This is a genomic window from Paraburkholderia phymatum (assembly GCF_038900715.1).
In the GTDB taxonomy this organism is placed as follows: domain Bacteria; phylum Pseudomonadota; class Gammaproteobacteria; order Burkholderiales; family Burkholderiaceae; genus Paraburkholderia; species Paraburkholderia phymatum_A.
In genome coordinates, this window is sequence record NZ_JAYMRZ010000012.1 from 70,090 (window position 1) to 85,650 (window position 15,561).

Sequence of the window (15,561 nt, forward strand, 5' to 3'; positions counted from 1 at the left end):
GAGGCCCGCCGTGGATTATTCCGTCAAGACGCTCAGCCAGCTGCGGCCCGTTCTGCGCGGCTTTCGCAAGGCCGCGGGACTCACGCAAGCCATGCTCGCCGAGCGGCTCGGCATCACGCAGCAGAGCTATGCGCAGTTCGAGGCGAATCCGGCGGCGGCCGGGGTCGAGCGGCTGTTCAAGGTTTTGCGGCTGTTGAACGCCGGCATCACGCTCAGTCAGGATGCGCCGTCGCCGGCAAACACGACACCCGTTGCAAAGATGGCGCCGTCGAACCGCGCAGCCCCCGCTAACGGAAACGTATCGAAGGCTCGCCCGGCAACGCCCCGCAAAGCCGGGACGAAACGTGCAGCCCCCGCGCGCAAGACGAGCAAGCGGGCGCAGCCGGACACGGCAGCGCCGGGCGCCCGCATGGCTGCACGCAAGAGCACGTCCGGCCCCAAAGCGCCCGCCCCCATCAAGGCGAAGCAAGCGGCAACACCACCGAAAAAGCGCGAGAACTGGTAAGCATGCGGCGCGGTTCACAGACACAACGACTCGACCTGTGGATGAACGGCCTCGCCGTCGGCTACTGGGAAAAAGCCGGCGGCGGCGAACGGCTCGTCTACTTCGACGACTGGATCGCCGATGAGCAGGGCCGTCCGCTGTCGCTTTCGTTGCCGTTCACGCCCGGCAATCAGCCTTATCGCGGCGCCGTCGTGTCGGCGTTCTTCGACAACCTGTTGCCCGACAGCGAGCCGATCCGGCGACGGATGGCGCAGCGCTACCGCACGGGCGGCACGGCGCCGTTCGATCTGCTCGCGGCGCTCGGGCGCGACTGCGTCGGCGCGATCCAGATGCTGCCGCCAGGCGAAGCGCCCGCCGACCTCTATCGCATCGGCGGCGAGACGCTCACCGACGACGACATCGGCCGCCTGCTGCGCGACACGACATCGGCTGCGCCGCTTGGTCAGCACGATCGGGCGGGCGACTTGCGGCTGTCCATCGCCGGCGCGCAGGAAAAGACAGCGCTGCTGCGCCACAAGGGCCGTTGGGTGTTGCCCTCGGGCAGCACGCCCACCACGCACATTCTCAAGCTCCCACTGGGACTCGTCGGCAACATGCGCGCCGACATGCGCACGTCGGTCGAGAACGAATGGCTGTGCTCGAAGATCGTCGAAGCGTACGGCCTGCCCGTCGCCGCGTGCGAGATCGCGCATTTCGGCGATCAGAAGGCACTCGTCGTCGAGCGCTTCGATCGCCGGCTGTCGAGCGACGGCACATGGATCGTCCGCCTGCCGCAGGAAGACATGTGCCAGGCGACGGGCACGCCGCCTATCGTGAAGTACCAGGCCGACGGCGGCCCCGGCATCGACACCGTGATGGAGATACTGGCGGGCTCGGTCGATGCCGCGACCGACACCACGCGTTTCTTCAAGACGCAACTGATCTTCTGGCTGCTCGCGGCCACCGACGGCCACGCGAAGAATTTCAGCATCGCGCATCTACCGGGCAATCGCTATCGCGCGACGCCGCTATACGACGTGCTGTCCGCGCATCCCATCATCGGGCGCGGCGCGAATCGCATCCCGATGCAGAAAGCGAAAATGGCGATGGCCGTGCGCGGCACGAGCAATCACTATCTGATCGCGCAGATCGTGCGGCGGCACTGGATCGCGCAAGGGCAGCAGGTCGGCCTCGCGCCCGATGCCGTCGATGCGCTGATCGCGTCGGTGACGAATGACACGCAGCACGTCATCGAAAGCGTGGCCGCGCAACTGCCCGCCGCTTTCCCGCAAGACCTCGCCTCAGCGATATTCGACGGCCTGCTCAAACAGAGCAGGAAACTCGCGGCGATGTAGCGCGACGATGAAAGCGCTCAACCAATCACCGGTCCGATCTTGTCGATAGTCAGCGATGGCACGAACGTCTTGTCCTGATACACGTGCGCGAGCGCCTGCTCGCCGATTTCACGCGCGCCCGCAGGCAGCGACGTATCGGCGACGGCATACGCGGCCTCCCACATCGCAGCGAGAAAGCGTGCGCCCGCGCCCATCAGCTTGGCCGTGTCCTCGCCGAAGGCCGTCCACAGACCATCGACGACACGCGCCGAGCTTCCCCCGCCCAGACGGATGTACTCGTCGATCAGCGTGCTCGGCGGGAGAATTTGCGCCGCTTCGCTCATCAACGTCACGGTCGCGAACGCGGCATCGCGGCCGGTTTTGATCGCGGGAATCTTGCCTTTGAACGCTTTCGCCTGCGGTCCGATCTGCGGCAGCAGGTCGCTCGAATGACGGTCGACCATCTTGTCCTCGTAGGTCGAATGCACGCCCTTGCCGGGCCATTTCTTCGCGGTCGCGCCAGGCGCATCCTTGTAGCCGTCCGCGTGATACGAGCCGTGCAACGGCTGACACGCATCGCCGACGTAATGCGCGAGCACGCCCGCCGCGCACAGGAACTTCGTGTCGTTGCGCGCCTTCAGTTGAGCAACCATCTCGTCGAAAATCTGCCACACGCGAAACGGCAGCAGACCTTCATTGCGCGTGTCCTTTTCGCCTTCGTCCGCATACCACTTCGACCATACGGCCACGCTCATGTTGGCGATGTTGTCGAGCGTCACATCGCGCAGCGTCTTGCCGTCCGCGTTGGGCTGATCGATGTCCGCGTAATGATTCGGATGCTCGGGGCCCGCGTTCTGCGCATAGTCGCGCCCGCCCGGCACGCGGTCGGGCGTCTTCTTCCACACGAGATCGGGCACGTCCGCGAGCTCGACGAAATCGCCGCGCGCAAGCTTCTCGCGGATCTGCTCGGGCGTCAGTTCATTCGGCCGGAAGCTGATGCGCTCGACGTTCGCTTCGAGGAAATCATGCAGCGGTCCCTGCTTCACGGATTCGATTGCCGCCGTCGCGATGCTGTAGTGGCCCGTTTGTCCCCAGAACGGATTCGCGCCGACGTTATGCTCGCGCACGAGATCGACGTCGAGTAGTTGACATGCCGTACTCAAGCCCGTTGCGAGCGCATAGTTCAGCCGCCCGTCGCCGTCGCTCGCGAGCGCCTGGCCGCCCCATTCGATCGCAAGCGGATAAAGGCGGCGTGTGCTCTTCACGGCGTTGCGCTTCTTGCCATTACGCGCGGACCCCGTGGACCCGTTCCGCGTGCCGTTTTCCTCTTCCGCACCTTCCGGCGAGACCCGATACCACAACGTGCCCGAATCGCCGGGTTGCGTTTGCGGACTCCCGTTGGCGGGCGCGATCAGAAACTGCGATACGTAGTCGTAGCCCGCGAGCGACTTGTGACGATAGAAGAGCGCCTTGATCGTGCCGTCGAGCGCACCCGATGCGCTGCCGAACGCCGTCACCGGCTGGTCGATCAGTTGCAGATTGAGGCTCAGCTCGTTCAGGTCGACGATATTCCCGATCGTGCCAACGATGCCGAACGGCTGGCTCGACCAGTCGTTGGCGTCGTGCACTTCGACGAGCCCGATGTCGAGCGTCATGAAGCTGCGGTTGCCTGCGTACTCGGGAAACACATCGGTGAACGGCTCGCGCGTCAGTTGCCGGCCCGATGCAATGCCCACTTCTGAAACCGCGCCACGCAACAGCGCCTTCACCGACGAGCCGGGTTCGCCGCACACGTGCCGGTTGGTGAGCGCGTAGACGGTATGTCCATCGGTGACGAGACAACCGACGCTCGCCGTGCGCTCGACGCCCTGCGCATCCGCGATCAACGGGCAGCCGCCGCCGATGTATGTCGAAGGCCAGCGTGCATCCGTGGGCGCGCTCGTCGCGGGCTCGGTCGGCTCGACGGCGACCACGCAGACGGGCAACGCGCGGCCATCGGGCATGTAAAGCGTGCGCGGCACCATGTGATCGGGATCGACCTTGCCATGACCGAACTCCGTCGCATCGATCCAGTCCCGCACCAGCACGATCACGGCGGGCCATGAATAGGGCCGCACCTCCGAGTTGTCGAACGTGCGTATGCCCTTCGCCTTGCCGTTGCGCGCTTCGGGGCCCTTCGTGCCGACGTGCTGGTCGGGCCACGGTTCATCGGTGCGGATCAGATACAGCCCGACGGCCGTGCCGACCACATTGGCCTTGTTCGACAGATGCCAGTGATACAGATCGCGCGCTTCGAGCAGATCCTTCAACGACAGGCTCTGGAAATTATGCTGCGTGGACAGTGGATTCATCGATTCACCTCGACGCTCGCCGGTCGCTTCGACCGGCCGTTGCAGGCACGCCGCCAGTACGATGCGATGCCGCGCTTCACGTGGCATCGCGCGCGGCGGCGCGTGGTCGCAATCAAGGTTCTCCGATGCATGTGACAGCGTCGCGTCATGCGAGCGATCGCTGTCATAAAGATGTCACGTGCGGTACGCACCATCAGCGGACAATACGGTCGAATGGCGGCTGAGAGCGCCATCGCATCGCGCGGCACACGGCGTGCTCAATTTCGTGCTATCGCGTCCCTACATGGAAGAGACACTGTGAAGCAACGTGCGACTGTTGTATGCCGGGTGGGCACACGCATTCTGCTGGTCGGCAAGGCGGATTCGCGCTGGTCGCTGCCGGGCGGCAAGCCTGAAATGGGTGAGTCATTCGAAGCGGCCGCCGTGCGCGAACTGATCGAAGAGACACGCCTTCATCCCATCGGCATGCAGTACCTGTTCGCATTCGCGGGCACGCGCACCTGTCATCACGTGTTCGCCGCGCATATCGACGAGCGGCAATCGCCCGTGCCCAGCAACGAAATCACTCGCTGCACGTGGGCTAAAGTCACCGACATCTCCGATCTCGACACGAGCGTTTCGACGCGAGGCATCGTCGATGTGCTTGCGCTGAATCGCCGGTACGATCCGCGCGTGCAGAGCCGGCACCAGCGCGCGGATGCATTCGTGCAGAACCTGCGCGACGCGTTGCACGATGTGGGGCTCAACGGGTGGACACCTGCGCTGTGATCGAGCGCCGGTTCAAATCCGGACTCGTACTGACTGCGTGCGTGAAAGCCGCGTGACTGATGTTCGCGCACGCGCTTTCACGTTTGCGCAAAAAACAAAACCGCCGGCCTCAGAGACCGGCGGCTTCCTCCAGCAAATCCACTACAACACGGATACCGTCGACTGACGCCGCGCCAGACGCGCGCGGTGCGAACGCGCGACGAGCTTGGCGATCGTCACTCGGCCGAGCGAGCGGCGCGCTTTCGTTGCAACGTTCGCAAGCCGCTTCTCGCTCACGCGATGGCGCGCCCACGCGAATGCCGCGATCCAGCCAATCACCGTCCAGCCGAACAGCACGTTGAACACTGTGAGTGCGAACGCGTCGTCGCGCTCGCGTGCATCGGCGACGATGGCAGGCAGGAAATACACAATCACTGCCGCCAGCAACACCAGTCCTTCAAAAAACGCTCTCATGCTATGACCTCCTGCCGTGGTCGCGATCGTAACGATCGTCAAGATAGTTGCCATGGTCGTCTCCGCGGCGCGCTGCTCGCGCCGCGCGCGACGATCAGTGGCCCTTGAACACGTTCGTTTCGCGAGCGGCTTCAGCCGGTTGATGACGGCTGCCCGATGCCGACGATGTATCGGCCACGCCGCCGACGGCGCTGTTCGCATCGACAGCCTGGTTGCGTTCTGCCGCGATCGTCTGCGCGCTCACGCCGCGTTGCGAAGCCGGCGCGCCAACGGACGGATGATAGAACGGTGCGGGACCGTAGCCCGACGCGAAAGCCGGTGCTGCAACGGCTGCGGATACGGCGACGAGCAAAGCTGCGATAAGACGGGTTTTCATGACGTGACTCCGGAAAGTGTTGAATCAGGAAGACGTCGCAACCGGATGTTCTGGCGCGGCGTCGGTTGGGAATGAGTTTAGGCGAGTCCTATCAAACTTCTATGCTCATAGATTGAAATCACAGTTCCCGTTTTTCAAACAATGGGAAATCGCGCACCGATGCCGGCGCGTTGCCCATGCGGCTCTCAGGGTCGTCGTGCCCGTTGCCGGTGCGATTCGCGCGCCGATGCTAGGATCGGCTTCCGTTCAACCGTCGCAAGCGTCGCGGCAGCAGGTGGCGCACGTTCATGAACTCAATTGCATTCACCACGGAACGCCGGGTGTTTTCCGAAGGCCGTCTGTCGATCGGACTGACGCTGCCGTTGCTGCGCGCGGGCGATATCGTCGCGGACTTCCGCGAGCAAGTGGAACTCGCTGCGCTTGCGGATGCACTCGGCTTCCGCGCGCTCTGGGTGCGCGATGTGCCGTTGAACAGCGCGGACTATCCCGATCCCGTCGGTCATCTCGATCCGTGGGTGCTGCTCGGCGCGCTCGCAACGCATACGACACAGATCGCGCTCGCCAGCGGCGCGATCGTGTTGACGCTGCGTCATCCGCTGCATATCGCAAAGGGCGCGGGCTCGGTGCAAACGCTGTCGAATGGCCGCTTCATCCTCGGGCTGGGTTCGGGCGACCGGCCGCCTGAATACGCGGCGTTCGGGCGCGATGGCGAAGAGCGGCGCGAACTGTATCGCGTGCATTGGAAAACCGTTGCGTCGGCGCTGGGCGAAGCGCCGCGCGTGGTGGCGGATCGCCTTCCGCAAGGCGCACCCGAATTCATGCTCTTGCCGAAGCCGCCTTCGCCCGTGCCGATGCTTGCCGTTGGCTCGGGTGGACAGAGCGTGGACTGGATCGCCAGGCATTCGATCGGCTGGATGACGTATCACCGCGAGCCGGAAACGCAGCGTGCGAGACATAGCATGTGGCGCGCGGCCGTCGAGCGTCTGCCGACATCCGGCTTTCGCGCGTTCGGCGTTGCGATGCGGCTCGATCTGAGCGGCGATCCGCATGAACGCGCTACGCCGCTCCCGCTCGGCTATCGCGCGGGACGGGATGCGCTGCTTGAGTTACTACGCGAGATGCGCGAGAACGGCACACATCACGTGACAATGAATTTGACTTCCGATCGCCCTGTGCGCGAAGTGATCGAAGAACTGGCCGCTGACGTCCTGCCGCATTTCCATACGTGACGTCGCCGTGCGCGCGGCGAGCGTTGCTACCCGCGAGACGAGTGCCGCTACTTTTTCACTGCAGTTTTCTTCACTGCAGTTTTCTTCACTGCAGTTTGCTTCCCTGCACTCTTCTTCACGGCACTTTTCTTCACGGCATTTTTCTTCACGGCACTCTGCTTCACTGCACTTTCCTTCCCTGCACTTTCCTTCACGGCACTTTCCTTCACGGCACTTTCCTTCACCGCACTTTCCTTCACACCCGCCTTCGCCGCACTCGTACTGCGTCCAACCCCTGCACCTTCATCAGTGTCTCTGCTCCCCGACGACGCCCGCCCAATCGCGCCGTGCCGCTCGCCATGCTGCTCGCCGCGATGCTCACCGTTCTGCCCACCCAAATCCAGCTCGACCCACGCCGGTGCATGATCGCTCGCATGCGGCTCACCTCTCACCCAACGGTCGACGCCCGCATCGCGCATTTTCGCGGCGACCTGTTTGCTTAGCAGCAGATGATCGATGCGCAGCCCCGAGTTCTTCTCCCAGTGTTGTCTGAAGTAGTCCCAGAACGTAAAGACCTGTTCGTCGGGAAAGCGCGTGCGCAACGCATCCGTCCAGCCTTGCGCGAGCAGGCGCGTATAGCACGCGCGGCTCTCCGGTTGCAGCAGCGCATCCTTGAGCCACGAGCGCGGGTTGTAGATATCGAAATCGGTCGGCACGACGTTGTAGTCGCCCGCCAGCACGACGGGATGCCCGCTGTCGGCGAGCTTCTTCGCATAGGCGATCAGGCGCTCGAACCACGCGAGCTTGTAGTCGAATTTCGGCCCCGGCTGCGGATTGCCGTTCGGCAGATACAGGCAGCCGACCAGCAGACCGCCGACGGCTGCTTCGATATAGCGGCTATGCGTATCGTCGGGATCGCCCGGCAGGCCGCGGCGCGTCTCGATGGGCTCGCTGTCCTTCGCGAGAATCGCGACGCCGTTCCACGACACCTGTCCATGCCAGATCGCGCCATAGCCGGCCGCGTTGATCTCGGTCTTGGGAAAGCTCGCGTCGGGCGTCTTCAGCTCCTGAAGACACACGATGTCGGGCACTTCCCGCTTAAGCCATTCGAGCAACGCGGGAAGCCGTGAACGAATGCCGTTGATGTTGAATGTCGCGAGCTTCATGATGATCCGGCGCTCGCAAGTGCCATACCCACGCGCGCCGCGAGTCCGCGCGCACGACCGGACCGCGTCGCGCGGGCCGGACGCGGCCGGCCGGGTCGCCCCGCTCTGCCAGTTCGATCGGTTCTGTCAGTTCTTCAGATCGTCGGGCACCTTGCCGCCGTTTTCAGCGAGCTTCGTCATTACCTGCTTGTGCAGCCAGATGTTCATCGACGCCGAGTCGTTGGTATCGCCGCTGTACTTGAGTTCCTCGGCAAGCTGCTTGCGCGCGGCGAGACTGCTGTCCAGCCCGAGCAGTTTCATCAGATCGACGATCGACGTGCGCCAGTTCAGCTTTTCCGGATTCTGATCGGCGAGCGAGGTCAGGATGGCCTCGACATCGACGGGTTCGGCCGACGCGGCAGCGGGCGCGGCCGGCGCTGCGGCGGGTGCGTCGGCGGCGGGCGCGGCTTCTGGCGTCGCTGCCGCGGCCTGCACGGCGGGATGGCTCGACGGGAAGATCTTGCTGAGGATCGTGCTGAAAATGCTCATGGCTTTCCTCCAGACAATCGGTTGCAGACGGGTTGAAGGCGGGTTGAAGGCGGTAACGCCGCACTCGGCGAAACGGCCCCGAACATCCGCCTGATGGGATTTCGCGGGATCGACGCATGCAAGGCGTCCGGTGGAAATTGTAGGCAATCGATGCGCCACACGTGCCCGATGCGCCCGCTCGAACCGCTATCCTCGCCGCAAAAAATGACAGGACGATGCCCGCTTATTCTTACTTGAGGACGTAAAATCCGGCCGCCATTCTTGTGTCGGAATCAGACTCTGAGCCGTCGCCGGCTCATAACAAGGCAAAATACCGCTTTTGACGCGGATTTGGCGCCGGATCCGGCGCGCACCTGGCACACGCGCAGCCGCCCAGTTCCAGCAGCCACGGCGGCTACAGCGGCCACGGCCATCCGCCCCGAACCCCATGCGGCGCGCAGCATCGCACGCCGCGGCAGTACCCAGAGAATCAGGAGCGATCTTTCATGACCGAACCGAACGTTTCGCTGATGAGCAGGCTGTCGCTTGCTTTCGGCACATTTTTCAGCATCCTCGGCGACCGCGAGTTCGCCGCGAGCGTGATGCGCCTGCGCAGCGGCGCGGCGCCCGCTCCGGCGGCGGCGCCCGTCGCGGCACCTGCGCCCGCACCGGCGCCGCGGCCCGCGCCCGCGCCTGTGATCAAGGAAGCCACGCCCGACGCCGCGCTCCAGTTGCTCGGTCTCCTGCAACGCGATGCGCGCTTCATCGATTTCGTCGAAGAGGACATCGCGAAGTACTCGGACTCCGACATCGGCGCCGCCGCGCGCCTCGTCCATGACGGCTGCCGCGCGACGCTGCGCGAGCACTTCACGATCCGCCCGGTGCGCGACGAAGCGGAAGGCAGCCGCGTGACGATCGACGACGGCTTCGACGCGACGGCCATTCGCCTGACGGGCAACGTGGTCGGCAAGGCGCCGTTTACGGGCAGCATCAGCCATCGCGGCTGGCGCGTCGCCGAAGTGCGCCTGCCGAAGCTCACGCAAAGCCATGACGCCACCGTGCTCGCTCCCGCCGAGGTGGAACTATGAGCGATCCACGCTATTCGATCGGTATCGACCTGGGCACGACGCACTGCGCGCTGTCATATGTCGATCTCGCCGCAAGCGACGGCGAAAAGACCGAGCAACGCGTGATGCCCGTCACGCAGCTCACGGCGCCCGGCGCGATCGAGGATCTCGATCTGCTGCCGTCGTTTCTCTACCTGCCGCATGCGAGCGAACTGACGCCTGGCGATCTCGCGCTGCCGTGGACGGGCGAACGCGATTTCGTCGTCGGCGAATTGGCGCGCAGCCGTGGGGCGGGCACGCCGATCCGCCTCGTGTCGAGCGCGAAAAGCTGGCTGTGCCATCCGGGCGTCGACCGCCGCGCGGCCATTCTGCCGAGCGACGCGCCGCCCGAAGTGACGCGCGTGTCGCCGCTCGAAAGCTCGGTGCGCTACCTGACGCATCTGCGCGAGGCATGGAACCACGCGCACCCCGACGCGCCGTTCGACGATCAGGAAATCACCGTGACGATTCCCGCGTCGTTCGATCCCGCCGCGCGCGAGCTGACGGCGGAAGCCGCGAACGCCGCAGGTTACGGGCAGAACCGCGGCCAGATGACGCTGCTCGAAGAGCCGCAGGCCGCGCTCTATAGCTGGCTCCAGAAGAGCGACGGCGCGTGGCGCAAGCAGGTCAAGGTCGGCGACATCATTCTCGTCGTCGACGTGGGCGGCGGCACGACCGACCTCTCGCTGATCGCCGTGATCGAGCGCGAAGGCAATCTCGAACTGCATCGCGTCGCTGTCGGCGAACACATCCTGCTCGGCGGCGACAACATGGACCTCGCGCTCGCACACGTCGTCGCGCGCAAGCTCGCGTCGCAAGGCACGCAAGCCGACCCGTGGCAACTGCGCGCCCTCACCTACGCGTGCCGGGGCGCGAAGGAAACGCTGCTGTCCGATCCGTCGACGGATGCCGTTCCTCTCGTCGTGCCGAGCCGCGGCTCGAAGCTGATCGGCGGATCGATCCGCACCGAACTCACGCGCGACGAGCTCACGCAGACCATTCTCGAAGGCTTCTTCCCGCAAGTCGACGCATCGGCGCGACCCATCGCCCGCACGCGCGCCGGCCTCACGCAACTCGGTCTGCCGTATGCGCAGGACGCGGGCGTCACGCGCCATCTCGCTGCGTTCCTCGGCCGCCAGGTCGCGGCGCTCGCGGAATTGCAAGAGTCGGGGGCACCAGGGCAACTGCCGCTCGAACCGAACGCGACGTTCCTGCATCCGACGGCCGTGCTGTTCAACGGCGGCGTGTTCAAGTCGCCGCTGCTCGTCGAGCGCCTCATGACGACGCTCAACGGCTGGCTCGCGGCCGACGGCGGCGCGGCGGCGCGTCTGCTCGAAGGCGCCGATCTCGATCTCGCCGTGGCGCGCGGCGCCGCTTACTACGGCTACGTGAAGCGCGGGCGCGGCGTGCGCATTCGCGGCGGCACGGCGCGCTCGTACTACGTCGCGATCGAATCGGCGATGCCCGCCGTGCCCGGCATGGAGCCGCCCATCTCGGCGCTGTGCGTCGCGCCCTTCGGCATGGAAGAAGGCACCGATGCGCCGCTGCCGGAACAGGAGTTCGGCCTCGTCGTCGGCGAGCCGGTGCGCTTTCGCTTCTTCGGCTCGTCGGTGCGGCGTCTCGATCAGGTCGGCACAATGCTGGACTACTGGTCGCCCGACGAATTGCAGGAACTCGAAGAGATCGAGGCGTCGCTGCCCGCGGAAGGCCGCACGGTCGGCGAAGTCGTGCCCGTCAAGCTGCACGCGCGCGTGACGGAAACGGGCACGCTCGAACTCGAAGCGATCCCGCGCGGCACCGACGAGCGCTGGAAAGTCGAGTTCGACGTGCGCGGCGGCGCGCAGGGCTGATCGCAGGGTTGACCATCCACGTGTCGACTAAGCGAAAGCAGCCGAAGCCTCAAGCCGTCACGCGCTACACGGTCGGTATCGACCTCGGCACGAGCAATACCGTCGTCGCGTATGTCGAGCCGGGTTCCGACGACATCGGCGTGTTCGATGTCGAGCAACTGGTCGGCCCAGGCGAAGTGGGCGCGCAGCCGCTGTTGCCGTCCGTGCGCTATCACCCGGCGGCAGGCGAGCTGAATCCCGGCGATCTGCAACTGCCGTGGTCGCGCACAACGGGTGAAGCGCGCGACGGATCACGGGACGAACCCGCGCCTATCATCGGGCGGCTCGCACGCGCGCTCGGCGCGCAGGTGCCCGGGCGTCTCGTGACGAGCGCGAAAAGCTGGCTGTCGCATGCGTCGGTGGACCGGCTCGCGCCGATCCTGCCCTGGGGCGCGCCGGAGGATGTCGCGAAGGTCTCGCCCGTCGCCGCAAGCGCGAGCTATCTCGCGCACGTGCGGGCCGCGTGGAATGCGCGCTTCGCCGATGCGCGGCTCGAACAGCAGAACGTGATTCTCACCGTGCCCGCGTCATTCGACGAAGGCGCGCGCGCGTTGACGCTCGAAGCGGCGCGTCTCGCGAAGCTGCCCGCGCTGCGGCTGCTCGAAGAACCGCAGGCGGCGTTCTACGACTGGCTGTTCCATCATCGCGCGCGCCTTCGCGACGAGCTTGCCGACACGCGGCTCGTGCTGATCTGCGACGTCGGCGGCGGCACCACCGATCTCACGCTGATCAAGGTTCAGATCGACGCAAACGGCGAGCCGCAACTGACACGCATCGGCGTCGGCAATCATCTGATGCTCGGCGGCGACAACATGGACCTCGCGCTTGCGCGGCTCGTCGAAACGCGGCTTTCGCAAACGCAGGACGGCCAGACGCGGCTGTCGGCGGCGAGTCTGTCGCAACTGGTCGAGCGCTGCCGCGTTGCGAAGGAGCAGTTGCTCGATGCGAACGCGCCCGCGTCGGTCGCGATCACGCTGCTCGGCGCGGGCTCGCGCGTGATCGGCGGCGCGCGCACCGCGCACGTGACGCGCGAGGAGATCGAAAAGGTCGTCGTCGACGGATTCTTCCCGCAGATCGCCGCCGACGAGATGCCGCGCCGTTCGCGCGCGGCGATCGTCGAGTTCGGCCTGCCTTACGCGAGCGATGCGGCCGTTACGCGTCACGTCGCGGCGTTCCTGAAACGGCTCGCCGCGCAATCGCGCGACGCGCTGGGCCTTTCCAGCCAAAGCGACGAAAGCGAACCAGGCTCCGACCACAGCGACTACACCGGCACGCTGCTCGTGCCCGACACACTGCTGCTCAACGGCGGCGTGTTCCGCGCGCAGCCGCTGACGCAGCGCCTCGCGCAAACGCTCGGCGCGTGGCGCGGCGAACCATTGCATGTGCTGCACAACGATCATCCCGATGTCGCGGTGGCGCGCGGCGCCGTCGCGTATGGCCTTGCGCGCGCGGGCAACGCGCCGCGCATCGGCGGCGGCTCGGCGCGCAGCTATTTCCTCGTGCTCGAAGGCGATCGCGGCATTTGCCTGTTGCCGCGCGGGACGGAAGAAGCGCACGAAGTGCATCTCGATGACCGCGTATTCGCGCTGCGCCTGGGCCAACCCGTGCGCTTTCACCTGGTGTCGACGGTCGCCGACACGCGCTTCGCGCCGGGCGAACTCGCCGATCTGTCGCAAGGCGACTTCGTGCGCCTGCCGCCCATCGCGACCGTCGTGCAACGCCAGCATGCGACGGACGCCGACGAGCGCCCCGTCCGGCTGACGACGTCGATGACGGAAGTCGGCACGCTCGAAGTGACCTGCATCGCCACCGACGATCCCTCGCAACGCTGGCTTCTGCAATTCGAACTGCGGCGCGACGAGGCGGCGGCCGCAACGGACGAGGCAGGCGAAGCCGGGCGCCATCCGTCGCTCGATCACGCGATCGAGTTGATCGAGCGTTCGTTCGGCGCGCGTTCGTCGGACGTGGGCCCGAACGAAGTGAAGCGGCTGCGCGCGCAACTGGAACAGACGCTCGGGCCACGCGACAACTGGGACGTCGCGCTGCTGCGCGAGCTGTTCGGCGCACTGTGGGAGCGCGCAAAACGCAGACGGCGCTCGGCCGCTCACGAGCGGCTGTGGCTCAACCTTGCGGGCTACTGCGTGCGCCCGGGCTTCGGCTATCCGCTCGACGAGTGGCGCGTCGAGCAGCTCTGGTCGATCTTCGACGACGGTATTCAGTACATCCACGAAAGCCAGGTGTGGTCCGAATGGTGGACGCTCTGGCGACGCGCGGCAGGCGGGCTGAACGAAGACGCGCAATTGCAGTTGCTCGAAGCGATGGACTTCCTTCAAGCCGCGAGCATCAAGAAACAGAAGCTGCCATTCGATCCCGCGAAGGTCGGCTACGCGGACATGATTCGCGTGCAGGCATCGCTCGAACGCATTTCCGTCGACCGCAAGATCGCGCTCGCGCAGCAGTTGCTCGAACGGCTGCGCAAGCCTTCGGAGAATCACCAGACGTGGTGGGCGATCGGGCGCATCGGCGCGCGCCTGCCGTTCTATGGCAGCGCGCATGGCGTGGTGCCGCCCGACGTCGCGTTGCCGTGGCTCGATGCCGTGCTTGCGCTCGACTGGAAGAAAGTCGAGCCTGCCGCGTTCGCCGCCGTGCAGTTGTCGCGGATGACGGGCGACCGCTCGCGCGACTTGCCCGACGACGCGCGCGAGACGGTTATCCGGCGTCTCGAAGCGCTCGGCGCGGCGCCCGCGTGGGTGCGGATGGTCCGCGAGACGGTCGCGCTCGACGACGCCGACACCGGACGCGTATTCGGCGAATCGCTGCCGGCGGGACTGAAGCTGATTCGCGGCGCGTGATGCGCGGTTGCGCCTGATTTGCGCTCAGCCTGAATCACGCTCAGCCTGATTCACGCTCAGCCTGATTCACGCTCAGCCCGATTCGCAGTCAACCCGATTCACGTTCGATCCTGCCGCGAGTCAAACGGCCTTCGCGTGAGCCGCGCCTGCGCGCCGCGCGTCGGCCCGCGCCATCGTGCAGTCGTGCGCGCGGCTCGACGCCCGCGTGCCCATCGCGATGAGCACGGTCCGCCGCGTGCAACGCCCGATCACATCGCTCATCCGCTCTTCCCAGAACCTCCACTTCGAAGCGCGGCCCGCGCCGACCACGATCAGATCGGCGTCGATCTGAACGGCGAGATTCGCGATTTCGCATCCCACGCTGCGGCATTGCAGCGGCACGGTGATCGCGCGTGTCGGGATGTCCCATGCTTCGCATTCGAACGTATCGCTGCAACGGCGCTCGACGATACGCTCGACTTCGTGGACCATCTGCAGCGTACCGACGCAGCGATGCTCGGCGCCCGCCATCGCCCACGACGGCATCGTATCGACGACATACACGGCCGTGAGCCGCGCGCCCGTGTCGCGCGCCTTGTCGATCGCTGTCTTCAGCACGGCGTCGTTCGTGCTGGCGCTGACCGCTACCAGAATGTGCCTGATCATCGTGTGTGCCTCCGTCGTTGCGTGTGCGCGATGGAGGCATGATGAAGCGCGAGACTTAGCGCCAAATGAGCGTTGCGCATCAGGCATTGCGCATGCTCGCTGTCATGCGCTTACGGATCGAGGAGAACGCAATGGCCACGCAGGGCGGTGAACGGAGCACGGACGATCGCATCAGGGAACGCGCGTACCATCTTTGGGAGCAGGACGACGATCCGAAGAAGCACGCCGATGAGTACTGGGACACCGCGCGCCGGCAGATCGAAGCCGAGGGCGCCAACGATGCACTGGACGGCCAGCCTGCCGCGCAATCGGTGAAGCGTCATATCGAGAGCGAGGACCCGCAGGAAGGCAACACGCCTCACGACGATATAACCGGCAAGCCGCGCGCGAAACGAACGAGATGACACGCGCGACTCGCGCGA

Annotated in this window: 14 protein-coding genes; 8 read left to right on the forward strand and 6 right to left on the reverse strand. The window is 65.7% G+C overall.

Annotation, left to right across the window (positions count from 1 at the left end; all coding sequences use genetic code 11):
* Nucleotides 1-10: 10 nt before the first annotated feature.
* Both VSR68_RS21975 and VSR68_RS21980 read left to right on the forward strand, forming a co-directional pair.
* Entirely contained in the window at nt 11-505 is a 495-nt protein-coding gene (locus tag VSR68_RS21975; protein WP_428983562.1) for a helix-turn-helix domain-containing protein, read from the forward strand.
* A 2-nt stretch (nt 506-507) separates the two neighbouring features.
* Nucleotides 508-1,839, forward strand: a complete 1,332-nt coding sequence (locus VSR68_RS21980) for a type II toxin-antitoxin system HipA family toxin (protein WP_342941852.1) — start codon at nt 508-510, stop codon at nt 1,837-1,839.
* Nucleotides 1,840-1,856: 17 nt separating this feature from the next.
* Here the strand turns inward: VSR68_RS21980 and VSR68_RS21985 are convergent, their stop codons facing one another.
* A complete protein-coding gene (locus VSR68_RS21985) occupies nt 1,857-4,169 on the reverse strand; it encodes a S1/P1 Nuclease (RefSeq protein WP_342941853.1) in 2,313 nt (770 codons plus the stop codon).
* Between the two features lie 297 nt (nt 4,170-4,466).
* Between VSR68_RS21985 and VSR68_RS21990 the strand changes: the two genes are divergently transcribed.
* The gene (locus tag VSR68_RS21990) at nt 4,467-4,937 is read left to right on the forward strand and encodes an NUDIX hydrolase (protein ID WP_342941854.1); all 471 of its coding nucleotides are present in this window, start codon (nt 4,467-4,469) and stop codon (nt 4,935-4,937) included.
* A 141-nt stretch (nt 4,938-5,078) separates the two neighbouring features.
* Here VSR68_RS21990 and VSR68_RS21995 read toward each other — a convergent pair whose 3' ends face one another.
* Together VSR68_RS21995 and VSR68_RS22000 are read right to left on the reverse strand one after the other, a co-directional pair.
* Complete coding sequence (locus VSR68_RS21995) at nt 5,079-5,390, reverse strand: superinfection immunity protein (protein WP_342941855.1); 312 nt, start codon at nt 5,388-5,390, stop codon at nt 5,079-5,081.
* Between the two features lie 94 nt (nt 5,391-5,484).
* Entirely contained in the window at nt 5,485-5,766 is a 282-nt protein-coding gene (locus VSR68_RS22000) for a hypothetical protein (RefSeq protein WP_342941856.1), read from the reverse strand.
* Nucleotides 5,767-6,053: 287 nt separating this feature from the next.
* On the opposite strand from VSR68_RS22000, the gene VSR68_RS22005 reads away from it, so the two are divergent.
* Nucleotides 6,054-6,995, forward strand: a complete 942-nt coding sequence (locus tag VSR68_RS22005; RefSeq protein ID WP_342941857.1) for an LLM class oxidoreductase — start codon at nt 6,054-6,056, stop codon at nt 6,993-6,995.
* A 47-nt stretch (nt 6,996-7,042) separates the two neighbouring features.
* Here the strand turns inward: VSR68_RS22005 and xth are convergent, their stop codons facing one another.
* Together xth and VSR68_RS22015 are read right to left on the reverse strand one after the other, a co-directional pair.
* A complete protein-coding gene (gene xth, locus VSR68_RS22010; protein ID WP_428983553.1) occupies nt 7,043-8,140 on the reverse strand; it encodes an exodeoxyribonuclease III in 1,098 nt (365 codons plus the stop codon).
* 126 nt (nt 8,141-8,266) lie between these two features.
* Nucleotides 8,267-8,668: a DUF3597 domain-containing protein gene (locus VSR68_RS22015; RefSeq protein WP_342941858.1), complete on the reverse strand. Its 402-nt coding sequence runs from the start codon at nt 8,666-8,668 to the stop codon at nt 8,267-8,269.
* 485 nt (nt 8,669-9,153) lie between these two features.
* Here VSR68_RS22015 and VSR68_RS22020 point away from each other — a divergent pair, with 485 nt between their 5' ends.
* From VSR68_RS22020 to VSR68_RS22030, 3 genes are read left to right on the forward strand one after another with little or no spacing between them, the layout of a single operon-like run.
* Nucleotides 9,154-9,735, forward strand: a complete 582-nt coding sequence (locus VSR68_RS22020) for a DUF2760 domain-containing protein (RefSeq protein WP_342941859.1) — start codon at nt 9,154-9,156, stop codon at nt 9,733-9,735.
* Nucleotides 9,732-11,603, forward strand: a complete 1,872-nt coding sequence (locus tag VSR68_RS22025; protein WP_342941860.1) for an Hsp70 family protein — start codon at nt 9,732-9,734, stop codon at nt 11,601-11,603. The genes VSR68_RS22020 and VSR68_RS22025 overlap by 4 nt, the downstream gene beginning before the upstream one ends.
* 20 nt (nt 11,604-11,623) lie before the next feature.
* Nucleotides 11,624-14,494: an Hsp70 family protein gene (locus tag VSR68_RS22030; RefSeq protein ID WP_342941861.1), complete on the forward strand. Its 2,871-nt coding sequence runs from the start codon at nt 11,624-11,626 to the stop codon at nt 14,492-14,494.
* Between the two features lie 120 nt (nt 14,495-14,614).
* Here the strand turns inward: VSR68_RS22030 and VSR68_RS22035 are convergent, their stop codons facing one another.
* Nucleotides 14,615-15,139 carry a universal stress protein gene (locus VSR68_RS22035; protein ID WP_342941862.1) on the reverse strand — a complete coding sequence of 175 codons (525 nt, stop codon included), beginning with the start codon at nt 15,137-15,139 and terminating at the stop codon, nt 14,615-14,617.
* Between the two features lie 131 nt (nt 15,140-15,270).
* On the opposite strand from VSR68_RS22035, the gene VSR68_RS22040 reads away from it, so the two are divergent.
* Nucleotides 15,271-15,543 carry a DUF2934 domain-containing protein gene (locus VSR68_RS22040; protein ID WP_342941863.1) on the forward strand — a complete coding sequence of 91 codons (273 nt, stop codon included), beginning with the start codon at nt 15,271-15,273 and terminating at the stop codon, nt 15,541-15,543.
* Nucleotides 15,544-15,561: the final 18 nt, after the last annotated feature.